The organism is Metapseudomonas resinovorans DSM 21078, assembly GCF_000423545.1.
Lineage (GTDB): Bacteria > Pseudomonadota > Gammaproteobacteria > Pseudomonadales > Pseudomonadaceae > Metapseudomonas > Metapseudomonas resinovorans.
In genome coordinates, this window is sequence record NZ_AUIE01000010.1 from 73849 (window position 1) to 89225 (window position 15377).

The window sequence follows — 15377 nt, forward strand, 5'->3', positions numbered from 1 at the left end:
CAGGCGATGCAGAGCCACCCACGCAGGATCAACGGTCGCTGGCGAGAACGCTTGCCTCAATGCTTCCCGGATCCCTGCGTCCGAGGGTCCATCGACAGTCGCAGGGATGGCTGGGGGCAGTGGGGCCGTCCAGTTACCGCATCGTTCAAACCACCTGAAGTATCCGCATCATCTCGTGGTCCTCATGGGAGAGGATGTGGCAGTGCCATACATACTGCCCTGACTTGTTGAAGTGGGCTTTTACCCGAACCATCTGGCCCGTGGGATTGCCGGACTCGGGCTCGGGGTTTCCCGGCAACGCGATGACCATGTCCCTGGGGGCCGCCTCGAAGTACTCCGGTCCAACGGGAGCTGGGGCAAAATTTGTGACGAAGGAAATTTCCGGTGCCTCGCCGGTCATACCGTCGTGCTGATGCGTCATCTGCGAGCCGGTGACCTGGTATTCGAATACTTGTCGGTCGAGGATCTCGAAGTTGACCAGATGCAGGTGGACCGGGTGTGCGTCGGCGGTGAAGTTGTAGATCTCCCAGATCTCCGTGGTGTCTACGCCCGGAGTTTCGGTTGTGGGTTGGAACCACGCGTACGCGGTGGCGACATTCGTGGCGTTGAGGTTGCCATCCTTGACGGTGCCCAGCAGAGGCTGGAGCCGCCCGAATCCATCCATGCCTTCGAAGAGTGCGACCCTGCGGGTCGAGGCACCGCCGGATACGCCCGCATAACTGGGGAGGCTGACCGGGTTGAAGGTATCCGGCACCCCGGATTTCGGCTTGACCACATCGAAGGCCATGACCCGGTCGGTTTGGCGATCGTCGAACAGGTCTTCCGGGGCAAGCTCATCACCGAAGGCGCCGCCAAACGGCGTATCGCCCCCGAGGTTTTTCATGATGACACGGCTACCGGCGGGGACCTGCGAGAAGTCGACGACGACGTCATAGCGTCCGCCTGGCTCGAACACCAGGGTGTCGGTCTGGCGCGGAGTGCCAAGTCCCTGATCGCTGCCAATGACCCAGAAGGGCAGAGGTGCGCCTGCGCTGGGGTGCTTAGGATCCGTGACGTGCGTAGCGACTGCTACGAACTGGAGCACCATGAACCGCGAGTCGCAGCCGTTCACCAGGCGCAAGCGATAGTGACGCGGCTCTACATTGGCCTTGGGCCAGATCTTGCCGTTGACGACGATATGATCGCCGAAGAACTCGGCCAGCGCGGTCGGGCCACCGTTGGGGAAGAGTTCGGGAGGTAGTATCGCGCCTTCTCCGGTGATGAAGTCGGCGTAGGCGGGATCGCCCGGAAAGGCCGGATAGAACAACGCGCCCTTCTCGGTGAACATCCGGTCCTGGATGAGATAGGCAAGTTCGTACGGATAGGCGGGGAGGTTCAACGGGTTGTCCTGACGCCCCGTATCGAATTCGTCGCGGACGAAGTACTGGCCCGCGAGGCCTGCATAGACGTTGAGGCGGGTAATGCCCAAGGCATGGTCGTGGTACCAGAGGTGGTTGGCTGGCACAGCGTTGTTGTAGTGGAAGCGGTCGGTGAATCCGCCTTCAACGAAGTCCCACTGCGGCCCTTTTACCGTGGCATAGGGGCTGTAGAAGAACTCGGGATTGCCGTCGAACTGGAAATCGCTGTTCCCGCCATGGAGGTGGGTGCTGATCGGTACGCCATTCTCCCTGACGCTGAACTGCCGGTAGTCGACGCCGTTGGCCGAGTGTTCGCCGTGCAGCGAGTAGCACCAGTGCAGATTGGTATCGAGAGGAAGCAGGTGCTGCCTGCTCTTGAGTTCGTTCCTCCAGCGCACCAGAGTCTCGTCGGCTCCACCCGCCGAGCTGCTGACGACCTGGATGGTCTGGCCCGGCCAGCTCACGGTCTTGTTTCCGTACCCCCAGACCCGGGTCCACAGCTTCTTGGCATTCTTCGGGTTGATCAGCCCAGTCTGCTGCTCGGTTTCACTGACGCGAATGTTGAAGTTCGGCAGCTTGCTCGGGTGACCGTCACTGTTGAGGTCTTTGAAAAGGAACGCCGGGTCCAATGCGTTGGGTGCAAGCTCGACGAACTTGGGTTGTAGCGCTGGATCGCTCAGTAGGCCGACATTGGAAAGCAGTGCGACCGCCTGGGCCTGACGTAGAAAGGGGTGGGCGGGAAGCAGATAAGCGCCTGCGGCGAATGCGCTGTACTGCAAAACTTGACGTCTCGTGATCATATCGAAATCTCCCCATGCAAGGGACGAGAGACTGGTGGAGCCCTTATCCGCAATTGGCTGGAGGAAGGGTTGATCACTTGTGGGCCGTGCCGAGGTGTTTCGATTTGACCTGAATCAACAGTTGAGGCTGCGAACTGCAATTGCACGCACGAACGGTGCTACCAGGGGAGCGAATGGTGTCGGGACTCAAAAAACTGAAGTTCTTCTCATCTGCGCGCCAATGACCTCGAAGAGTTTGTAAGAAATGGCAAGGCCACCCTGGCCGGCAACGTCGCGGAAGACGTCAGAAAGGACCTGGCCAAGGAAATCGCACTGGGCGTTAGTGGACTTGCCTATGGCCCCTTTAAGGGGGCATCGCGGATGCAGCCGGCCAGATCGTAGCCTGGATGAAATCCGGGAGCGGCGATTGGACGTTCCCCGGATTACATCCGGGCTACTGAAAATCCGACTTCATCCTGTAAATCAGGTATTTCGATCTTCACAGGCAGAGTTGATGACTCATGACCATGGTCCGGGTTCTGGACCGCACGCGTACGATGGCGCACAGACAGCCTCCGGCCAGCGCCTCCAAACTGGTTTCCTCGATACAGGTACGAAGTCATTCGTGGAGGTGCAGTCATGGTAGGTGCAATGGTGATTGTCTTGCTCATCCTGTGGGCGCTCGGGCTTATCACGTCGTTCACGCTGGGCGGACTCATTCACATTCTGTTGGTCGTGGCGCTGGCGGGGCTGGTGTTCCTGATGCTCCAAGGCCGGCGATTCTGACGCAGCAGATGACACTGCACCGCGGGTACCGTGGGCGCAGACTGCAAGAGGAGAACTCAAATGCTCCAAACCATTCTGATCGTGTTGCTGGTTCTGTGGGTGCTGGGACTGGTCACGTCCTACTCCATGGGCGGGTTCATCCATATCCTCCTGGTCGCGGCAGTCGTGCTGCTCGTGCTCCAGATAATTCAGGGACGACGTTCATGACCATGACGCAGGAAGATCGGCGATCTTCTCGCAACTAAGGAGCAGTCCCTGGCCTCCAGGGCCTCGCAAAGAGGCCAACCCTCCTGGTGGTCAGGGCTCAACCCAGACCACAGGGTCGTGACAGGTTCCAGCATTTCTCCTGGGCAGGCCTGTTCGCCGAGGGCAACGGAAGCTGCCTTGTGTTGCTTCAGGCCGTGCCATCTCCATACCCCGACGTGTGCGCGGCCCTGTCCTCGGGCCAGGCTCGCAGTTGTGCGGGGCCACAGGGTTGGCAGTGGACTTCGACGTGGTGGTCCTTGCCATCGTCCAACAGGGGCACGCGGCAATCATCCCGCCTTTCGCCATCGAGGCTCACCTGCTGTCCTCCGGGCACGGCATCGGTCTGCACCAGGTTGATGTGGTACAACGTCGAGCCGAAGCGGTAGTCCAGTCTGTACCCCCGCGAGGCTGCCAACAGCACGGGTGCGAAGCGCAGGCTTGTACCCTCGCGGTGCACGCCCAACAGGGATTCGAGGATCAGGCGGAACATCCAGCCAGCCGCGCCGGTGTACCAGGTCCACCCGCCACGGCCTTCGTGCGGAGACACGGCATAGACATCGGCCGCCAGCACGTAGGGCTCGACCTTGTACGCCTCGATGGCGCCAGCGAGGCCATGGCTGATCGGGTTGATCATGTCGAGCAGCTCCCAGGCTCGTGCGCTGTCGCCCATTTCGGCGAAGGCCATGCTCGCCCAGACCGCTGCATGGGTGTACTGACCGCCGTTCTCGCGTACACCGGGGACATAGCCCTTGATATAGCCAGGATCGGGTTGCGAGCGGTCGAACGGCGGCGCAAGCAGCAGGATCAGACGGGATTTGCGCTGCACCAGGTGCTCATGGAGGGAATCCATGGCCTGGCGTCGCCGCTCGGCCGGAGCCGCGCCCGAAAGTACACACCAGCTCTGGGCGATGGAGTCGATGCGGCATTCCTCATTGCCGGCCGAGCCGAGCGGCGATCCGTCATCGAAGTAGGCACGTCGATACCAGGCGCCATCCCAGCCGTGCGTGTCCAGGCTTGCGCGTAGCCGCGCGGCCTGCTGGTTGCAGCGCAAGGCAAAGGGGGTATCGCCATACTCCAGCGCGGTCACCGCGAACTGCTCCATGACCGCGTGCTGGAAAAAGCCCAGCCACACGCTCTCGCCCGTACCCAGTTCACCGACCCGGTTCATGCCGTCGTTCCAGTCGCCGCCCCCCATCAGTGGCAATCCGTGGGCGCCGCGTGCCATTCCGTGTTCCAGCGCACGCAGGCAATGCTGGTAGAGGCTTTCCTGCAGCAGCGAACGCTCCGGCAGGTCGTAGTAGGATTCCTCGCCCGCATTCAGTTCACGTCCTTCGAGGTAGCCGACCCGTTCTTCGAGCACAGTCCGGTCGCCGGTTATCCGTACATATCGGCTGACCGCCAAGGGCAACCACAGGTAGTCGTCCGAACAGCGCGTGCGCACGCCGCGGTCCAGGGGAGGGTGCCACCAATGTTGTACATCGCCTTCCAGGAACTGATGGGCTGCGCACAGCAGCATGTGCTCGCGCGCGCTCGCGGGCGCCGTGTGCAGCATGGCCATGCTGTCCTGCAGTTGGTCACGGAAGCCGTAGGCGCCGCCAGACTGGTAGTAACCGCTGCGGGCCAGGAAGCGCGAGGCGATGACCTGGTACAGCAGCCAGCCATTGAGCAGGAGATCCACAGCCGGCTCTGCCGTTTCCACCCGCACTTGGCCCAGGGTTTCGCGCCAGTACTCGCGCACGGCGTGCAAGGCTGTGTGGGCTGCACCAGTGTCGAGGGCATTGCCCAGCAGGTCCCTGGCGGCCCCGGCGTCCCGCTCGGCGCCCAGGCAGAACACCAGCTCGCGTGAGGCTCCGGGGGCAAGTTCGATGCCCACCTGGAGAGCGGCGCAGGGGTCAAGGCCGCCGCCGCAGTGGCCCAGGAGTTGCCCCTGGGCCATCGCGGCCGGTGCCTGGAGATTGCCGTTGCGGCCGATGAACTCGCTGCGGTCGGCGGTGTGGCTGCGGCTTGGCGGGGCCACCGCGAAGAAGGCCACCCGTCCGGGAAACTCCATTGAGTAGGCGTTACGCGCGAGCAGCGCGCCGCTTCCGCTGTCGAGTTCGGTGACCAGGTGCATGGCGGTCTTGTCCCGCAGGTCGCCCAACACCCACTCGACGTAGCCGGTAACGGACAGTTTGCGGGGGCGCCCGGAAAGGTTGCGGACTTTCAGCAGGGAATACTTGATCGGCGCATCAAGCGCCACGTAGACCCAGAGTTCGCTTTCGATACCCTCTTCGCGGTGCTCGAAGCAGCTGTAACCAAAACCGTGACGTGTCACGTACGGCCCGCTGCCGCGCCGGGGCAAGGGCGTCGGCGACCAGTAGTGGCCGGTCTCGTCGTCGCGCAGGTAGAGCGCCTCGCCGCCGGTGTCTCGAACCGCATCGTTCTGCCAGGGCGTCAGGCGGAACTCGTGGGCGTTCAGGTTCCAGGTGTAGGCGCTTCCACTTTCCGAGATGACGGTACCGAACGCCGGATTGGCCAGCACATTGACCCAGGGAGCAGGGGTGGCGACACCGGGTTCCAGCTTCATCACGTACTCCTTGCCGTCGCGACTGAATCCTCCATAGGCGTTGGCCAGGCACAGAGCGGGGTCGGCGACGCCAGTGGCTGGAACCGGCGGCTGTGTCGGCGGGAGGATGAGGTCCGGGTCGAAGCGCTGCCAGGGTGCCTTGGGCTGCCGGCGAAGCACCTGGTCGTGCAGTGTTCCTGCGGTGTCGCTGAGAATGATTCGCGCGACCGCTTTGATCAGGGTGCGATCTTCTTGCGAGAGCTGTTGCGCCGGCCTCACGAAGATCCCGCCGGGCCGGTCGATCAGGTTGGCCTCGGCGCCCGAGGTGATCAGCCCCATGATCAGGTCCTGCAATTTCTGCCGGTAGCCCGCGCTGTCCTCGTTCCAGATCACCAGGTCGACCGCCAGGCCCTTCTGCCGCCAGTAGGCATGGGCCTGCACCAGCTGGCGCACCAGCTCGATGTTGGCCGGATCGGCGATCTGCAGAAGCACGATTGGCAAGTCGCCTGAAATGGCCTGGCCCCAGAGACCGGACTGGTTGCGCTGATTGCTGGTCAGGGCGCCGTTCTTCGCCCGCAGCGCCGCATTGGCATAGAGAATGGACGCGGCCATCTGCTCGTACAGCCAGGCATCTGCCAGGGAGGCGTTGAGCTGGCGCAGCAGCACCTGGCTGTGGGTCCAGGCGAGGTCGAAAACCCGGTCGGCAAGGTGACGGTCGCGGTACTTGTCGATCAGTTGCAGGCAGCCGTCGCGGCTGTCGCTGACGCCGCTGACCAGATCGAGGGTGACGCTCTCGCCCGCATCCAGGGTGATGCGGCAGCGAATCGAGACAATAGGGTCGAGGACGGAGCCGGCGGCGCCACCCAGTGCCTGCGCGTCGGAATCCATGGCCGCCGGGTTGACCAGGCTTCGGCCTCGGCCGATGAAGCGCGCGCGGTCGGTCTCGTAGGAGATGGCATCGATGTCCGCCCCATGGACCGCCAGCAGATGGCAGAACCAGGGTGCCTGCTCCTCGCGCGAACGTGGCCGGCGCGTGCAGAGGATCGCCTGGAGTGGCTCGAGTAGCTCGGTCTGTACAAAAAGATTGCTGAACGCCCGGTGCAACGCATCGCTCATGGCCGGTGCCAGCACCACTTCGGCATAGCTGGTGATTTCGATGCTGCGCCGGGCGCGAGCGCGGTTGGTCAAGGTGATCCTGCGCAGTTCGATGTCATCTTCCGGGGAGACGACAATCTCACTGTGGGCGTCGAAGTCCCGATGGCGAACGCGAAACTCCACACGGGCATCGGAGAAAATAGCTTCGTACTGGTCCGGGCGCTTCAGCGTCGGCTGGTGCGCGGCGGACCAGAATTCACCGCTGGCGATATCGCGCAGGTAGCAGAACATGCCCCAGTCATCGCAAGTGGCGTCTTCGTGCCAGCGCGTTACGGCCATCTCGCGGCAGCGACTGTAGCCGCCGCCGGCGCTGCTGACCATCACGTGGTAGCGGCCATTGGAAAGCAGTTGCACGGCGGGCTGACGGCGTCCCGGATCTGCGTATATCCGCAGCCTGTTCTCGACGGGACGGGTGGCGGTGCTGCCGGCCTGGAGGTCGTAGGCGTACTGGTACTCCTGCGCGCTCTTGGGCACGCGCTCCTGCAACAACAGGGCACTCGCCTGGAACTGCGGATCCGACTCGAAGCGCTTCTGCATGGGGCGATCGAGCAGCAGACTGGCCAGTGCCAGCAAACTCATGCCCTGGTGGTGGGCCATGAACGAGCGCACCACTGCAAAGTTTTGTCCGCGGGGCAGGCGCGCCTGGGTGAAATCGATGGCTTCGTACAGGCCATAACGTCCGGCCAGGCCTTGTGTGGCCAGGGCTTGCAGATTCCGGCAGGCCAGCTCGGGAGCTATCAGCAGGGCGAGTGCGGAGGCGTAGGGTGCCACCACCATGTCATCGCCAAGGCCACGCTTGAGTCCCAGGCCGGGCACGCCGAAGGCCCGGTACTGGTAATTGAAGTGCGCATCCAGCGTGTTGTAGCCGGATTCCGATACCCCCCAGGGAAGCCCCATCTGCTGGCCGTATTCGATCTGCCGGGCGACCGCGGCGCAGCAGGTCTGGTCGAGCAGGGTGCCTTCGTAATTCGGCATCACCAGCAGCGGCATCAGGTACTCGAACATCGAGCCGGACCAGGACAACAGGACCGGTACTCCCCGGGTGCTGGTGAGCAGGCGGCCGAGGCTGAACCAGCTCGACTGGGGCAATTGGCCCTGGGCGATCGCCACGAAGGTGCTCAGCCGTGCTTCGGACGCGAGCAGGTCGTAGTAGCTGCCATCCCGGCGGCGTTCGTCGACGTTGTAGCCAATGCAGAACAGGTTGCGCTCGCTGTCATAAAGGAAGCCGAAGTCCATGTCCGCGAAGCCGGCTGCTGCCTCGGCCAGGCGCTCGGCATCGCCGATCCGCGCGGCTGCATGGCGGCGCACTGCGGCCACGCTGCCTCGCACCGATTCCGGCCACAGGCCGGCGTCGAGTTGGGCGAGTTGGCGCCAGGAGGGCAGGGGCGAAAGGTCTGCGCAGGAGGCCTCAACGTCGGAGCTGGGCAACTGGCAGAGTCGCAACTGGTCGTGCAGGTCCGCGCATTGTGCGCGTAGGGCTTGCAGCCAGAACGCGGCATCGCTGTCGGGCGCGGCTTCGCTGGCCGTTGCCAGATCCTCCACGCCATCGCGCAGTGTTTGCAGGCAACCACAGGCTGCCGCCAGCGATGTCGGCGGTTCCGCCAGTACGGCATCCAGCAGGTCGCGAAGCCTGCGCAGGGCAGGCCTCGCGTGCTCTTCGTCGGCGCAAGCGACTTCCAGTACGGCCAGGGTGTCTTCGAGACCACGCAACTGGTTCGCCTGGAACGGGCTGTCGTCCGCCAGCGCCAGAAGTCCGGGGCCCAGGGTCAGCAGCATTCCCGCCAGGTTGCCGCTGTCCACGGTCGACACATATTGCGGGGCCAGGGGCTGCAAGGTCTGGGTGTCGTACCAGTTGTAGAAGTGCCGGCGGTGCCGGTCGAGACTCGCCATGGTGGCCAGGGTGTGTTCGCAGCGCTGTAGCAGGCGTGTCGCACTGAGGTAGCCGAAGTCATAGGCGGCCAGGTTGGCCAGGAGGGCCGCGCCTATGTTGGTCGGTGATGTGCGGTGGGCGAGGGTAGGGGTGGGGTGCTCCTGGAGGTTGTCGGGTGGCAGCCAGTTGTCCTCGGGGGCGACATGCTGGTCGAAGAATGACCACGTCTGGCGCGCCAGGTTGCGCAGAAAGCGCAGGTCTTCCGCCGCTGGAGCGAAGTGCTTGGGTGTCGACGGCCTGCTCAGTCTCCAGGCGATGGCGGGGCTGGCCAGCCACAGCAACAGCAGGGGGGCGGCCGCCGCCAGGGACGCGGGTTTCATCAACAGCAAGGCCACGAGCAACAGGGCCAGTGCCGGGCCGATCCACATCATCCGGTACAAGCCGCTCAGTTGGTTGGTGCTGGTGCGCTCGACCTCCCGTGAGGGGCTCCACTGCAACAGCCAGGATTTGCTGACGTACATGCGCCATAGGGTGCGGAGGATGGCGTCGAGGCTGTAGTGGCTTTCATGGGGCAGCCAGGCCAGGCTCAGCAAGGCGCGGGAAAAGTGCTGGGAGGAGGTGCGCAGGCAGGCTGTGAGGTGCTGCCCCAGCGACATGTCGTGGGGTTTGCGCAGCAGGTCGAGCAATGATGCGAGCAGCGGCGTGAGCATGCCGATAGCGAGTATCGCCAAGGTCCAGGCCAGCGGCTGGTCCACAAGAAGCCAGCCGGCCAGGAACATCGACAGAAACGCCGCGGGTTCGAGGCTGCGCCGCAGGTTGTCGGCGATCTTCCAGCGCGACAGGGCATCAAGATGGTTGCGCTCTTGGCGCCCTTGGGCGTTCGGCGCCCAGGGAAGGGTCCAGGGCAACAGTTGCCAGTCGCCGCGTATCCAGCGGTGGCGGCGCTTCACATCACTGCTGTAGCGCGACGGAAATTCCTCGTACAGCTGCACATCGCTGAGCAGCCCGGAACGCGCGAAGCAACCCTCGATCAGGTCATGGCTGAGGATCCGGTTATCCGGGAACTGGCCGTTGAGGGACCGCTCGAAGGCATCCACCGCGTAGATGCCCTTGCCGATGAACGAGCCTTGATGGAACAGGTCCTGGTAAACGTCCGACACGGCGCGGGTATAGGGGTCGACGCCGGCATCGCTACCGAGCAGCTGGGCATATACGGAGCGCGCCGTGCTCGGCAGGCTGATGCCCACCCGTGGCTGCAGGATGGCGTACCCACCGATGATGCGTGGCCGACGGGGATCGAACCGGGCGCGGTTGAGCGGGTGAGCCAGGGTGCCGACGAATTGCCGCGCGGCATCACGCGGCAGCTGAGTATCGGTGTCGAGGGTGATGACGTACTGCACCTGCCGGAGGATGTCGATCCTGCCGACGATCAGGGCGAAGCGATCCAGGCCGGTACCGCGCAACAGGGCGTTGAGTTCGGAGAGCTTGCCACGCTTGCGCTCGAAGCCCATCCAGGTTCGCTCAGCCGGGTTCCAGCGACGCGCACGATGGAACAGGAAGAACCGGTCCACCGCCGCGTCGGGGTACTTGTGGTTCAGCGCCTCGATACACTCCCGCGCCAGGGACTGCAGTTCGACGTCCTGCTCCTGAACTTCGGTGTCGGCGTCCAGGAAGTCGCTCAGAAGGGCGAAATGCAGGTTGTCGTCGCGGTTGGCCAGGAATCGGACCTCAAGGCCTTCGCACAGCTCGTCGATGTCCTTGGCGCTACCGATCAAGGTGGGCACCACCACCAGGGTGCGCGCCTCGGGGGGGATGCCTTTGCTGTAATCCAGCCGTGGTAGTTGGTGAGGAGTCACCGTCAGGGTGACCAGCCAGTTCACCAGGCTGACCGCCAACCGGCTCGCCATCAGAGCGGCGGACAGCGCCAACAAGGCCACTGCAATGGTAGGCAGCCCGCTGGCCAGCGCCCAATGGATGAAGGGCCAGGTCAAGCCCAGTGCCAGCGCTATCACCGGGCCCAGATAGAAGAGCAGGGGGGCGCTCCGCAATAAGCGTTCCCAGCGTTCCTGGAGTGTCAGGCGCACGCCCAGGCGCTGTTCGAGTTCAGATCGTCCGTTGTCGACGAGGTAGTAGCCAACGTGGCCGGCGATCGCCTCGGCCGGTGCGCGGCTTGCCAGCTCGAGGGCGATACGGGCAACGGCTGATTCCGAGTGTTCGCAGCGCTTGGCCAGGTGTTCGACCACATGCCGATAAAGGTCCCGGGTAGCGAACTCCATGGTGCTGTACACGCCGGAGGGGTCCTCTTGCAATGACTGCTCGACATGGCTCATGGCTTCGACGAAGTCACGCCAGTTGGTTGCCGACAACAGGCGCAGGCTGGCAATGCTGTTGCTGACGGCTACCTGGTCGGCGGCTTGCTGCTGGGCATCAGCCGATACCAGGCGCTCGATGCTCAGCCCCGATTCGGCCAGATGCTGTTCGATCCAGCTCAGCGGCAATGCCAGCGCCGCGCTCTGACCTTGCAGGCGGCGGGCCAGTTCGGCGACGAAGGAGCTGGTCATCGGCGGCGAAGCGCGCGCCATGTCGGCCACTGTCAACACGACGCTCTTCGGGTCCTGCTCGGCGGTCTCGGCCAACCGGTCCGCCCAGTCATCGGCCAGGTTGCGGTCATCCCAGTTGGCCATGACCCGCGAGGCCACGCGGCGCAGGTTCTCGATCAGCGCCAGGCGCAGCATGATGGGAATGGCCCAGAGCTCGCCGAGCTTGAGTGGCGTCGTCGCCTGGTAGGCGCTGACGAATCGACTGAGGCTGTCGCAGTCCACCCGTCCATCTCCGTGGGAAATGGTCTCCAGGGCGATGTCATAGACCCGCGGCAGCCCCTCGGAGCCGCCGGCGGCCAAGTGCGGCAGCTCCCGGCAGTATCCGGTCGGAAGGTGTTTCCGGGCGGTGCGGATCTGCTCTTCGATGAGGTAGTGGTTGTCCAGCAGCCATTCCCCGGCGGGCGTAATGCGCCGGCTCGACAGCGCGGCAGCCGTAAGAATCCTGCAACTGCTGGCGAGGGTCGTTTCGTTGTCGGCCAGCCGCTGCAACAACCCGTCCGGCGTCTTGAGCGGGCTGAGCCGGTGCAGCCCAGCGAGGAGAGGGCCATGCTGCTCCATCTGTTCCGCGCTGAAGAGGTCAGAGCGCAAGTCGGGCTCATACTCGAAATGTCGGAAGGCCATCCGCCAGCGCGAGAGCAGGGCGTTGAGGCTGGGTAGCCGGAGCGATGCCAAGGTACGCAAGATATTCATCGCGGTAACCGCCAGTAGCGTCGAAATGCTCGTGCGCATGCCCGGCTCCTGGGGTCACGGCACGCAGTGCCGCAACCCCATCGTGCAGCTACCCGGGCCACGTGCTGTGCAGAGTTGCCTGATCGAGTCTGGGAGGAGAGTCCACGGGCGTCTGTCTGCTAGCGCACATAGCTGGACGTTGCGCCGTTGGCCGGTCGGGCGGGGATAGCCAGCGCATTATCCGGAACGTGACGTTCGAGTAAGGGTGGCGCTCTCGTTTCCATCGAACGTTGCGAGAGCGCCGATTTCCGCGTGCAGCCGGCTGTGACGTCCTGCGCAAGTGGGGGACGCCGCGTTGCCGCTGCAGGGCGAACTAGGGTTTCAACTTGACGGGCTGGACGAGCGCCTCTTTGCCGTCGGACAGCAGCCAGGCCACCAATGAAGCCGGTTCCGAAGCGCTGGCATTGCGGGTGATGCGGTGCAACTGCATGGGGCTTTCGTACCAGGCGTCGCCTGCCTTGAAGCGCTGCGGAGGTTGGCCGTCGAGGGCAGATTCCACTTCACCACTCAGCACCACCACAAAGACGTGTCCGGGGTGGCGATGGGGCGTCGAGGTGGCGCCAGGGGCAAAGTCCACGCGAAGCGCGGTGGCCGTCCTGTATAGCTGGGGCGGCAGTGTGGTCTGCGCGACCGGCGTGACGATTTCGTCTCCGGCACCGCCGCTCCCGTGGGCCAGGGCAGCGGTACTGAGCAACCCCATGAAGGCAATTCCGATGGTCTTGGCGAGCAGGTTCATGGCGCCAACTCCGGCTGCATCGCAAAGCCGACGCCGAAGCGGTTCCAGGCGTTGATAGCGGCAATCACGAAGGTCAGTTCAGCCAGCTCCTGCTCGGTGAACACGGCGGCCACCTGTTCGTAGATCTCATCCGGTGCATGACGAGTGGCAACCAGAGTCAGCGTCTCGGTCCACAGCAGGGCGGCGCGTTCACGATCGTCGAAGAACGGCGTTTCCTTCCAGACGCTAATCGCCATAAGACGCTGGAGGCTTTCGCCTTCCTTGGCCGCATCGCTGGTGTGCATGTCGATGCAGTAGGCGCATCCGTTGATCTGAGAAGCGCGAATCCGTACTAGCTCACGCAGGGAACGCGGCAGCACCGATTCGGATGCGGCTTTCTCGAGGCCCATCATGGCCTTCATGGCTTGCGGGGCGGCTTGGTAGTAGTTGAGGCGTTTGGAACTCATCGCTGAACTCTCCAGAGTGGCCGAAGGATTTCGGCTCTGGAGTGCACTTTATTGGTCGAAAATTCGTGGATAAACTAGCCTTAAGCGTTTTCATTGTGCGGAAATCAGGACAGTTATGGCCTTCGATCGATTGGAAGCAATGCGTGCCTTCTGCCGGATCGTGGAGGTGGGAAGCTTTACCCGGGCAGCGGAGGCGTTGAACGTAGCGAAGACCACCATCTCCGGCCAGATTCAGGGGCTGGAAGCGTTGCTGGGTGTGAAGCTGCTGCACAGGACCACGCGACGAGTCACACCGACCACTGATGGTGCCGCCTATTACGAAAGGGCTCGCTCTGTACTGGATGACCTCGACGAACTTGAGGCGTCGGTTGCCCAGAGTCGCAGCGTGGCACGTGGCAGGGTGAGGGTTGAGATGCCTTCTGGCGTCGCGACGTGTCTTTTCATTCCTTCACTACCGGAGTTCACCGCACAACATCCGCAGATTCAGCTGGATATCGGGTGCAGCGAACGAGTGGTCGACCTGGTCCAGGAAGGCATCGACTGTGCTTTCCGCGGTGGCCCGGTCGCAGATCAGGACCTGGTGTGTCGCCCTGTGGGGCTGATGCGCTTCTGCCTCTGTGCTTCGCCTCTGTACCTGATGAACGCCGCGCCCATCCTCAAGCCCAACGACTTGCTGCATCAGCGGTATCTCGGTTTCACATTTCCCGGCTCAGGCAAGCAAATGATCCCGATACTGCGGCGAGGCGACGACAGCTTCAGGATCGAACAACTGCCGGCAATGCGGTTCAACAATGGCGGCGCATACATCTCGGCCGGGTTGGCAGGCCTTGGCATCGTTTCGGTGCCACGCGCGGAGGCGAGTCCCCATTTTCAGTCGGGGACTCTGGTTGAGGTCCTGCCTGGCTGGGAGATGGATGGCATGCCGATCAGCCTCGTGTATCCCCCGACACGACATTTGTCTGCGCGGGTCCGCGCCTTTGCGGAGTGGGGAGCAGCGCTAATGGCCAACGATCCGCTCTGGACGATGAAACGCTAGATCCAAGGCACCTACACATATCATAGATTTAACATAATATAGATTATGCGAAGCCTAGAGGAGAAGAGCGTGAGCACCGAGGTACACAAACGCTGTGGGCATCACTTAAAAAGTAGAAAACCGCCCTTTAAAAAGTGAAACCCTTACAGAACAAACACTTAACGTATGCCGTACCGATTTCGAGCGCTGCTCCAGCGGAGCGGTCAATTAAAAAGTGAACCCAACGCTGGCCGTGCTCGATCCGCAGAGGCCCGCCGCGGCGCCGAGTTATGGCCAACCAGGTCGCTACCGGCTGTACAGAGCTGCGCTTGTCGATATCACGCTCCTGCGTTGCTAACGCGGTCGAATGAAAAGTGACCTCTGCGCTGCCGATTCAACTTCTTAACCCTTCATAATTGCCGGGATGCGGGTGAAATGTGTTCCTGTATCAGCAGGTCTGGGCCGGTTCTTCGAATTAAAGATTTCATAAATCTGTAAGTCCTTGTCTTGCAAGGAATATTCTTGCCAGCCATTGTTTTTTACACCTTTTAAAAGCGTGCACGCTACGCCTGAAATTAGGAGCGGCAACCACTGCGCCGGCCAATAGGGTAACCGCGCGTACCAATTTCCACTGCGCTAGTACTCCGCACAGAATGCTACTGCGGATCAGTCCCCACATCAGACTTATTGCACAGCTCGCTCAGGACCTTATGTGCGTAGTTGTCGCCAGCTACGGCTGGGTACACAGCCGTAAAAAGGTGCTGCCTTTCTTGATCGCCGAGCTGGGTCAGTGCCGCTCGGCCAAGCTCAGCGTGCAAGCGTTCCTTTACCTCACGACTGCTCGACAGTGCTCCCTTGTTTCCCCTCAAGGCCTGGTCGACCATAGAGGTGATTAGCGCTTCGGCGCGCTCCGAACCCAGGCGGTCGTTCGGATAAAGCACCCGGGCGACCCTACCCGCGACAAGAAACAGGAGCTCTAGGGTTAGCTTGTCGCCCTCAGTAAGCTGAAGTTCAATCGTCGCGTTCTTCATGCTGCCTTAATCTCCGTCCGAAAAAGCTCGCATTTCATCAAG

8 protein-coding genes are annotated in these 15377 nt (G+C 62.8%); 3 read left to right on the forward strand and 5 right to left on the reverse strand.

The annotated features are described in order from the left end of the window. Positions 1-145: 145 nt before the first annotated feature. Positions 146-2197 carry a multicopper oxidase family protein gene (locus G559_RS28860; RefSeq protein ID WP_081668026.1) on the reverse strand — a complete coding sequence of 684 codons (2052 nt, stop codon included), beginning with the start codon at positions 2195-2197 and terminating at the stop codon, positions 146-148. A 618-nt stretch (positions 2198-2815) separates the two neighbouring features. On the opposite strand from G559_RS28860, the gene G559_RS30385 reads away from it, so the two are divergent. Continuing rightward, positions 2816-2962 carry a lmo0937 family membrane protein gene (locus G559_RS30385; protein ID WP_155945713.1) on the forward strand — a complete coding sequence of 49 codons (147 nt, stop codon included), beginning with the start codon at positions 2816-2818 and terminating at the stop codon, positions 2960-2962. Positions 2963-3022: 60 nt separating this feature from the next. Next, entirely contained in the window at positions 3023-3169 is a 147-nt protein-coding gene (locus tag G559_RS30390; RefSeq protein WP_137823229.1) for a lmo0937 family membrane protein, read from the forward strand. 187 nt (positions 3170-3356) lie between these two features. Here G559_RS30390 and G559_RS0111240 read toward each other — a convergent pair whose 3' ends face one another. The 3 genes from G559_RS0111240 to G559_RS0111250 all read right to left on the reverse strand — a co-directional run bounded on the left by G559_RS0111240 (position 3357) and on the right by G559_RS0111250 (position 13289). Next, positions 3357-12068 (reverse strand): GH36-type glycosyl hydrolase domain-containing protein, encoded by an 8712-nt coding sequence (locus tag G559_RS0111240; RefSeq protein WP_028628309.1) that lies wholly within the window; start codon positions 12066-12068, stop codon positions 3357-3359. A gap of 352 nt (positions 12069-12420) precedes the next feature. Further along, entirely contained in the window at positions 12421-12843 is a 423-nt protein-coding gene (locus tag G559_RS0111245; protein WP_028628310.1) for a cupin domain-containing protein, read from the reverse strand. Continuing rightward, on the reverse strand, positions 12840-13289 hold the full coding sequence (locus G559_RS0111250; protein ID WP_028628311.1) for a carboxymuconolactone decarboxylase family protein: 450 nt from the start codon (positions 13287-13289) through the stop codon (positions 12840-12842). The genes G559_RS0111245 and G559_RS0111250 overlap by 4 nt, the downstream gene beginning before the upstream one ends. Before the next feature lie 115 nt (positions 13290-13404). Here G559_RS0111250 and G559_RS0111255 point away from each other — a divergent pair, with 115 nt between their 5' ends. After that, on the forward strand, positions 13405-14325 hold the full coding sequence (locus G559_RS0111255; RefSeq protein WP_028628312.1) for a LysR family transcriptional regulator: 921 nt from the start codon (positions 13405-13407) through the stop codon (positions 14323-14325). A gap of 635 nt (positions 14326-14960) precedes the next feature. Here the strand turns inward: G559_RS0111255 and G559_RS0111260 are convergent. After that, the gene (locus G559_RS0111260; RefSeq protein WP_028628313.1) at positions 14961-15335 is read right to left on the reverse strand and encodes a hypothetical protein; all 375 of its coding nucleotides are present in this window, start codon (positions 15333-15335) and stop codon (positions 14961-14963) included. Between the last annotated feature and the right edge of the window lie 42 nt (positions 15336-15377).

Excerpts from the sequence above, each read along its gene's own strand:
- G559_RS0111260 (WP_028628313.1), bottom strand. The coding sequence starts at position 15,335 with ATGAAGAACGCGACGATTGAACTTCAGCTTACTGAGGGCGACAAGCTA.
- G559_RS28860 (WP_081668026.1), bottom strand. The coding sequence starts at position 2,197 with ATGATCACGAGACGTCAAGTTTTGCAGTACAGCGCATTCGCCGCAGGC.
- G559_RS0111250 (WP_028628311.1), bottom strand. The coding sequence starts at position 13,289 with ATGAGTTCCAAACGCCTCAACTACTACCAAGCCGCCCCGCAAGCCATG.
- G559_RS0111240 (WP_028628309.1), bottom strand. The coding sequence starts at position 12,068 with ATGAATATCTTGCGTACCTTGGCATCGCTCCGGCTACCCAGCCTCAAC.
- G559_RS0111255 (WP_028628312.1), top strand. The coding sequence starts at position 13,405 with ATGGCCTTCGATCGATTGGAAGCAATGCGTGCCTTCTGCCGGATCGTG.
- G559_RS30390 (WP_137823229.1), top strand. The coding sequence starts at position 3,023 with ATGCTCCAAACCATTCTGATCGTGTTGCTGGTTCTGTGGGTGCTGGGA.
- G559_RS30385 (WP_155945713.1), top strand. The coding sequence starts at position 2,816 with ATGGTAGGTGCAATGGTGATTGTCTTGCTCATCCTGTGGGCGCTCGGG.
- G559_RS0111245 (WP_028628310.1), bottom strand. The coding sequence starts at position 12,843 with ATGAACCTGCTCGCCAAGACCATCGGAATTGCCTTCATGGGGTTGCTC.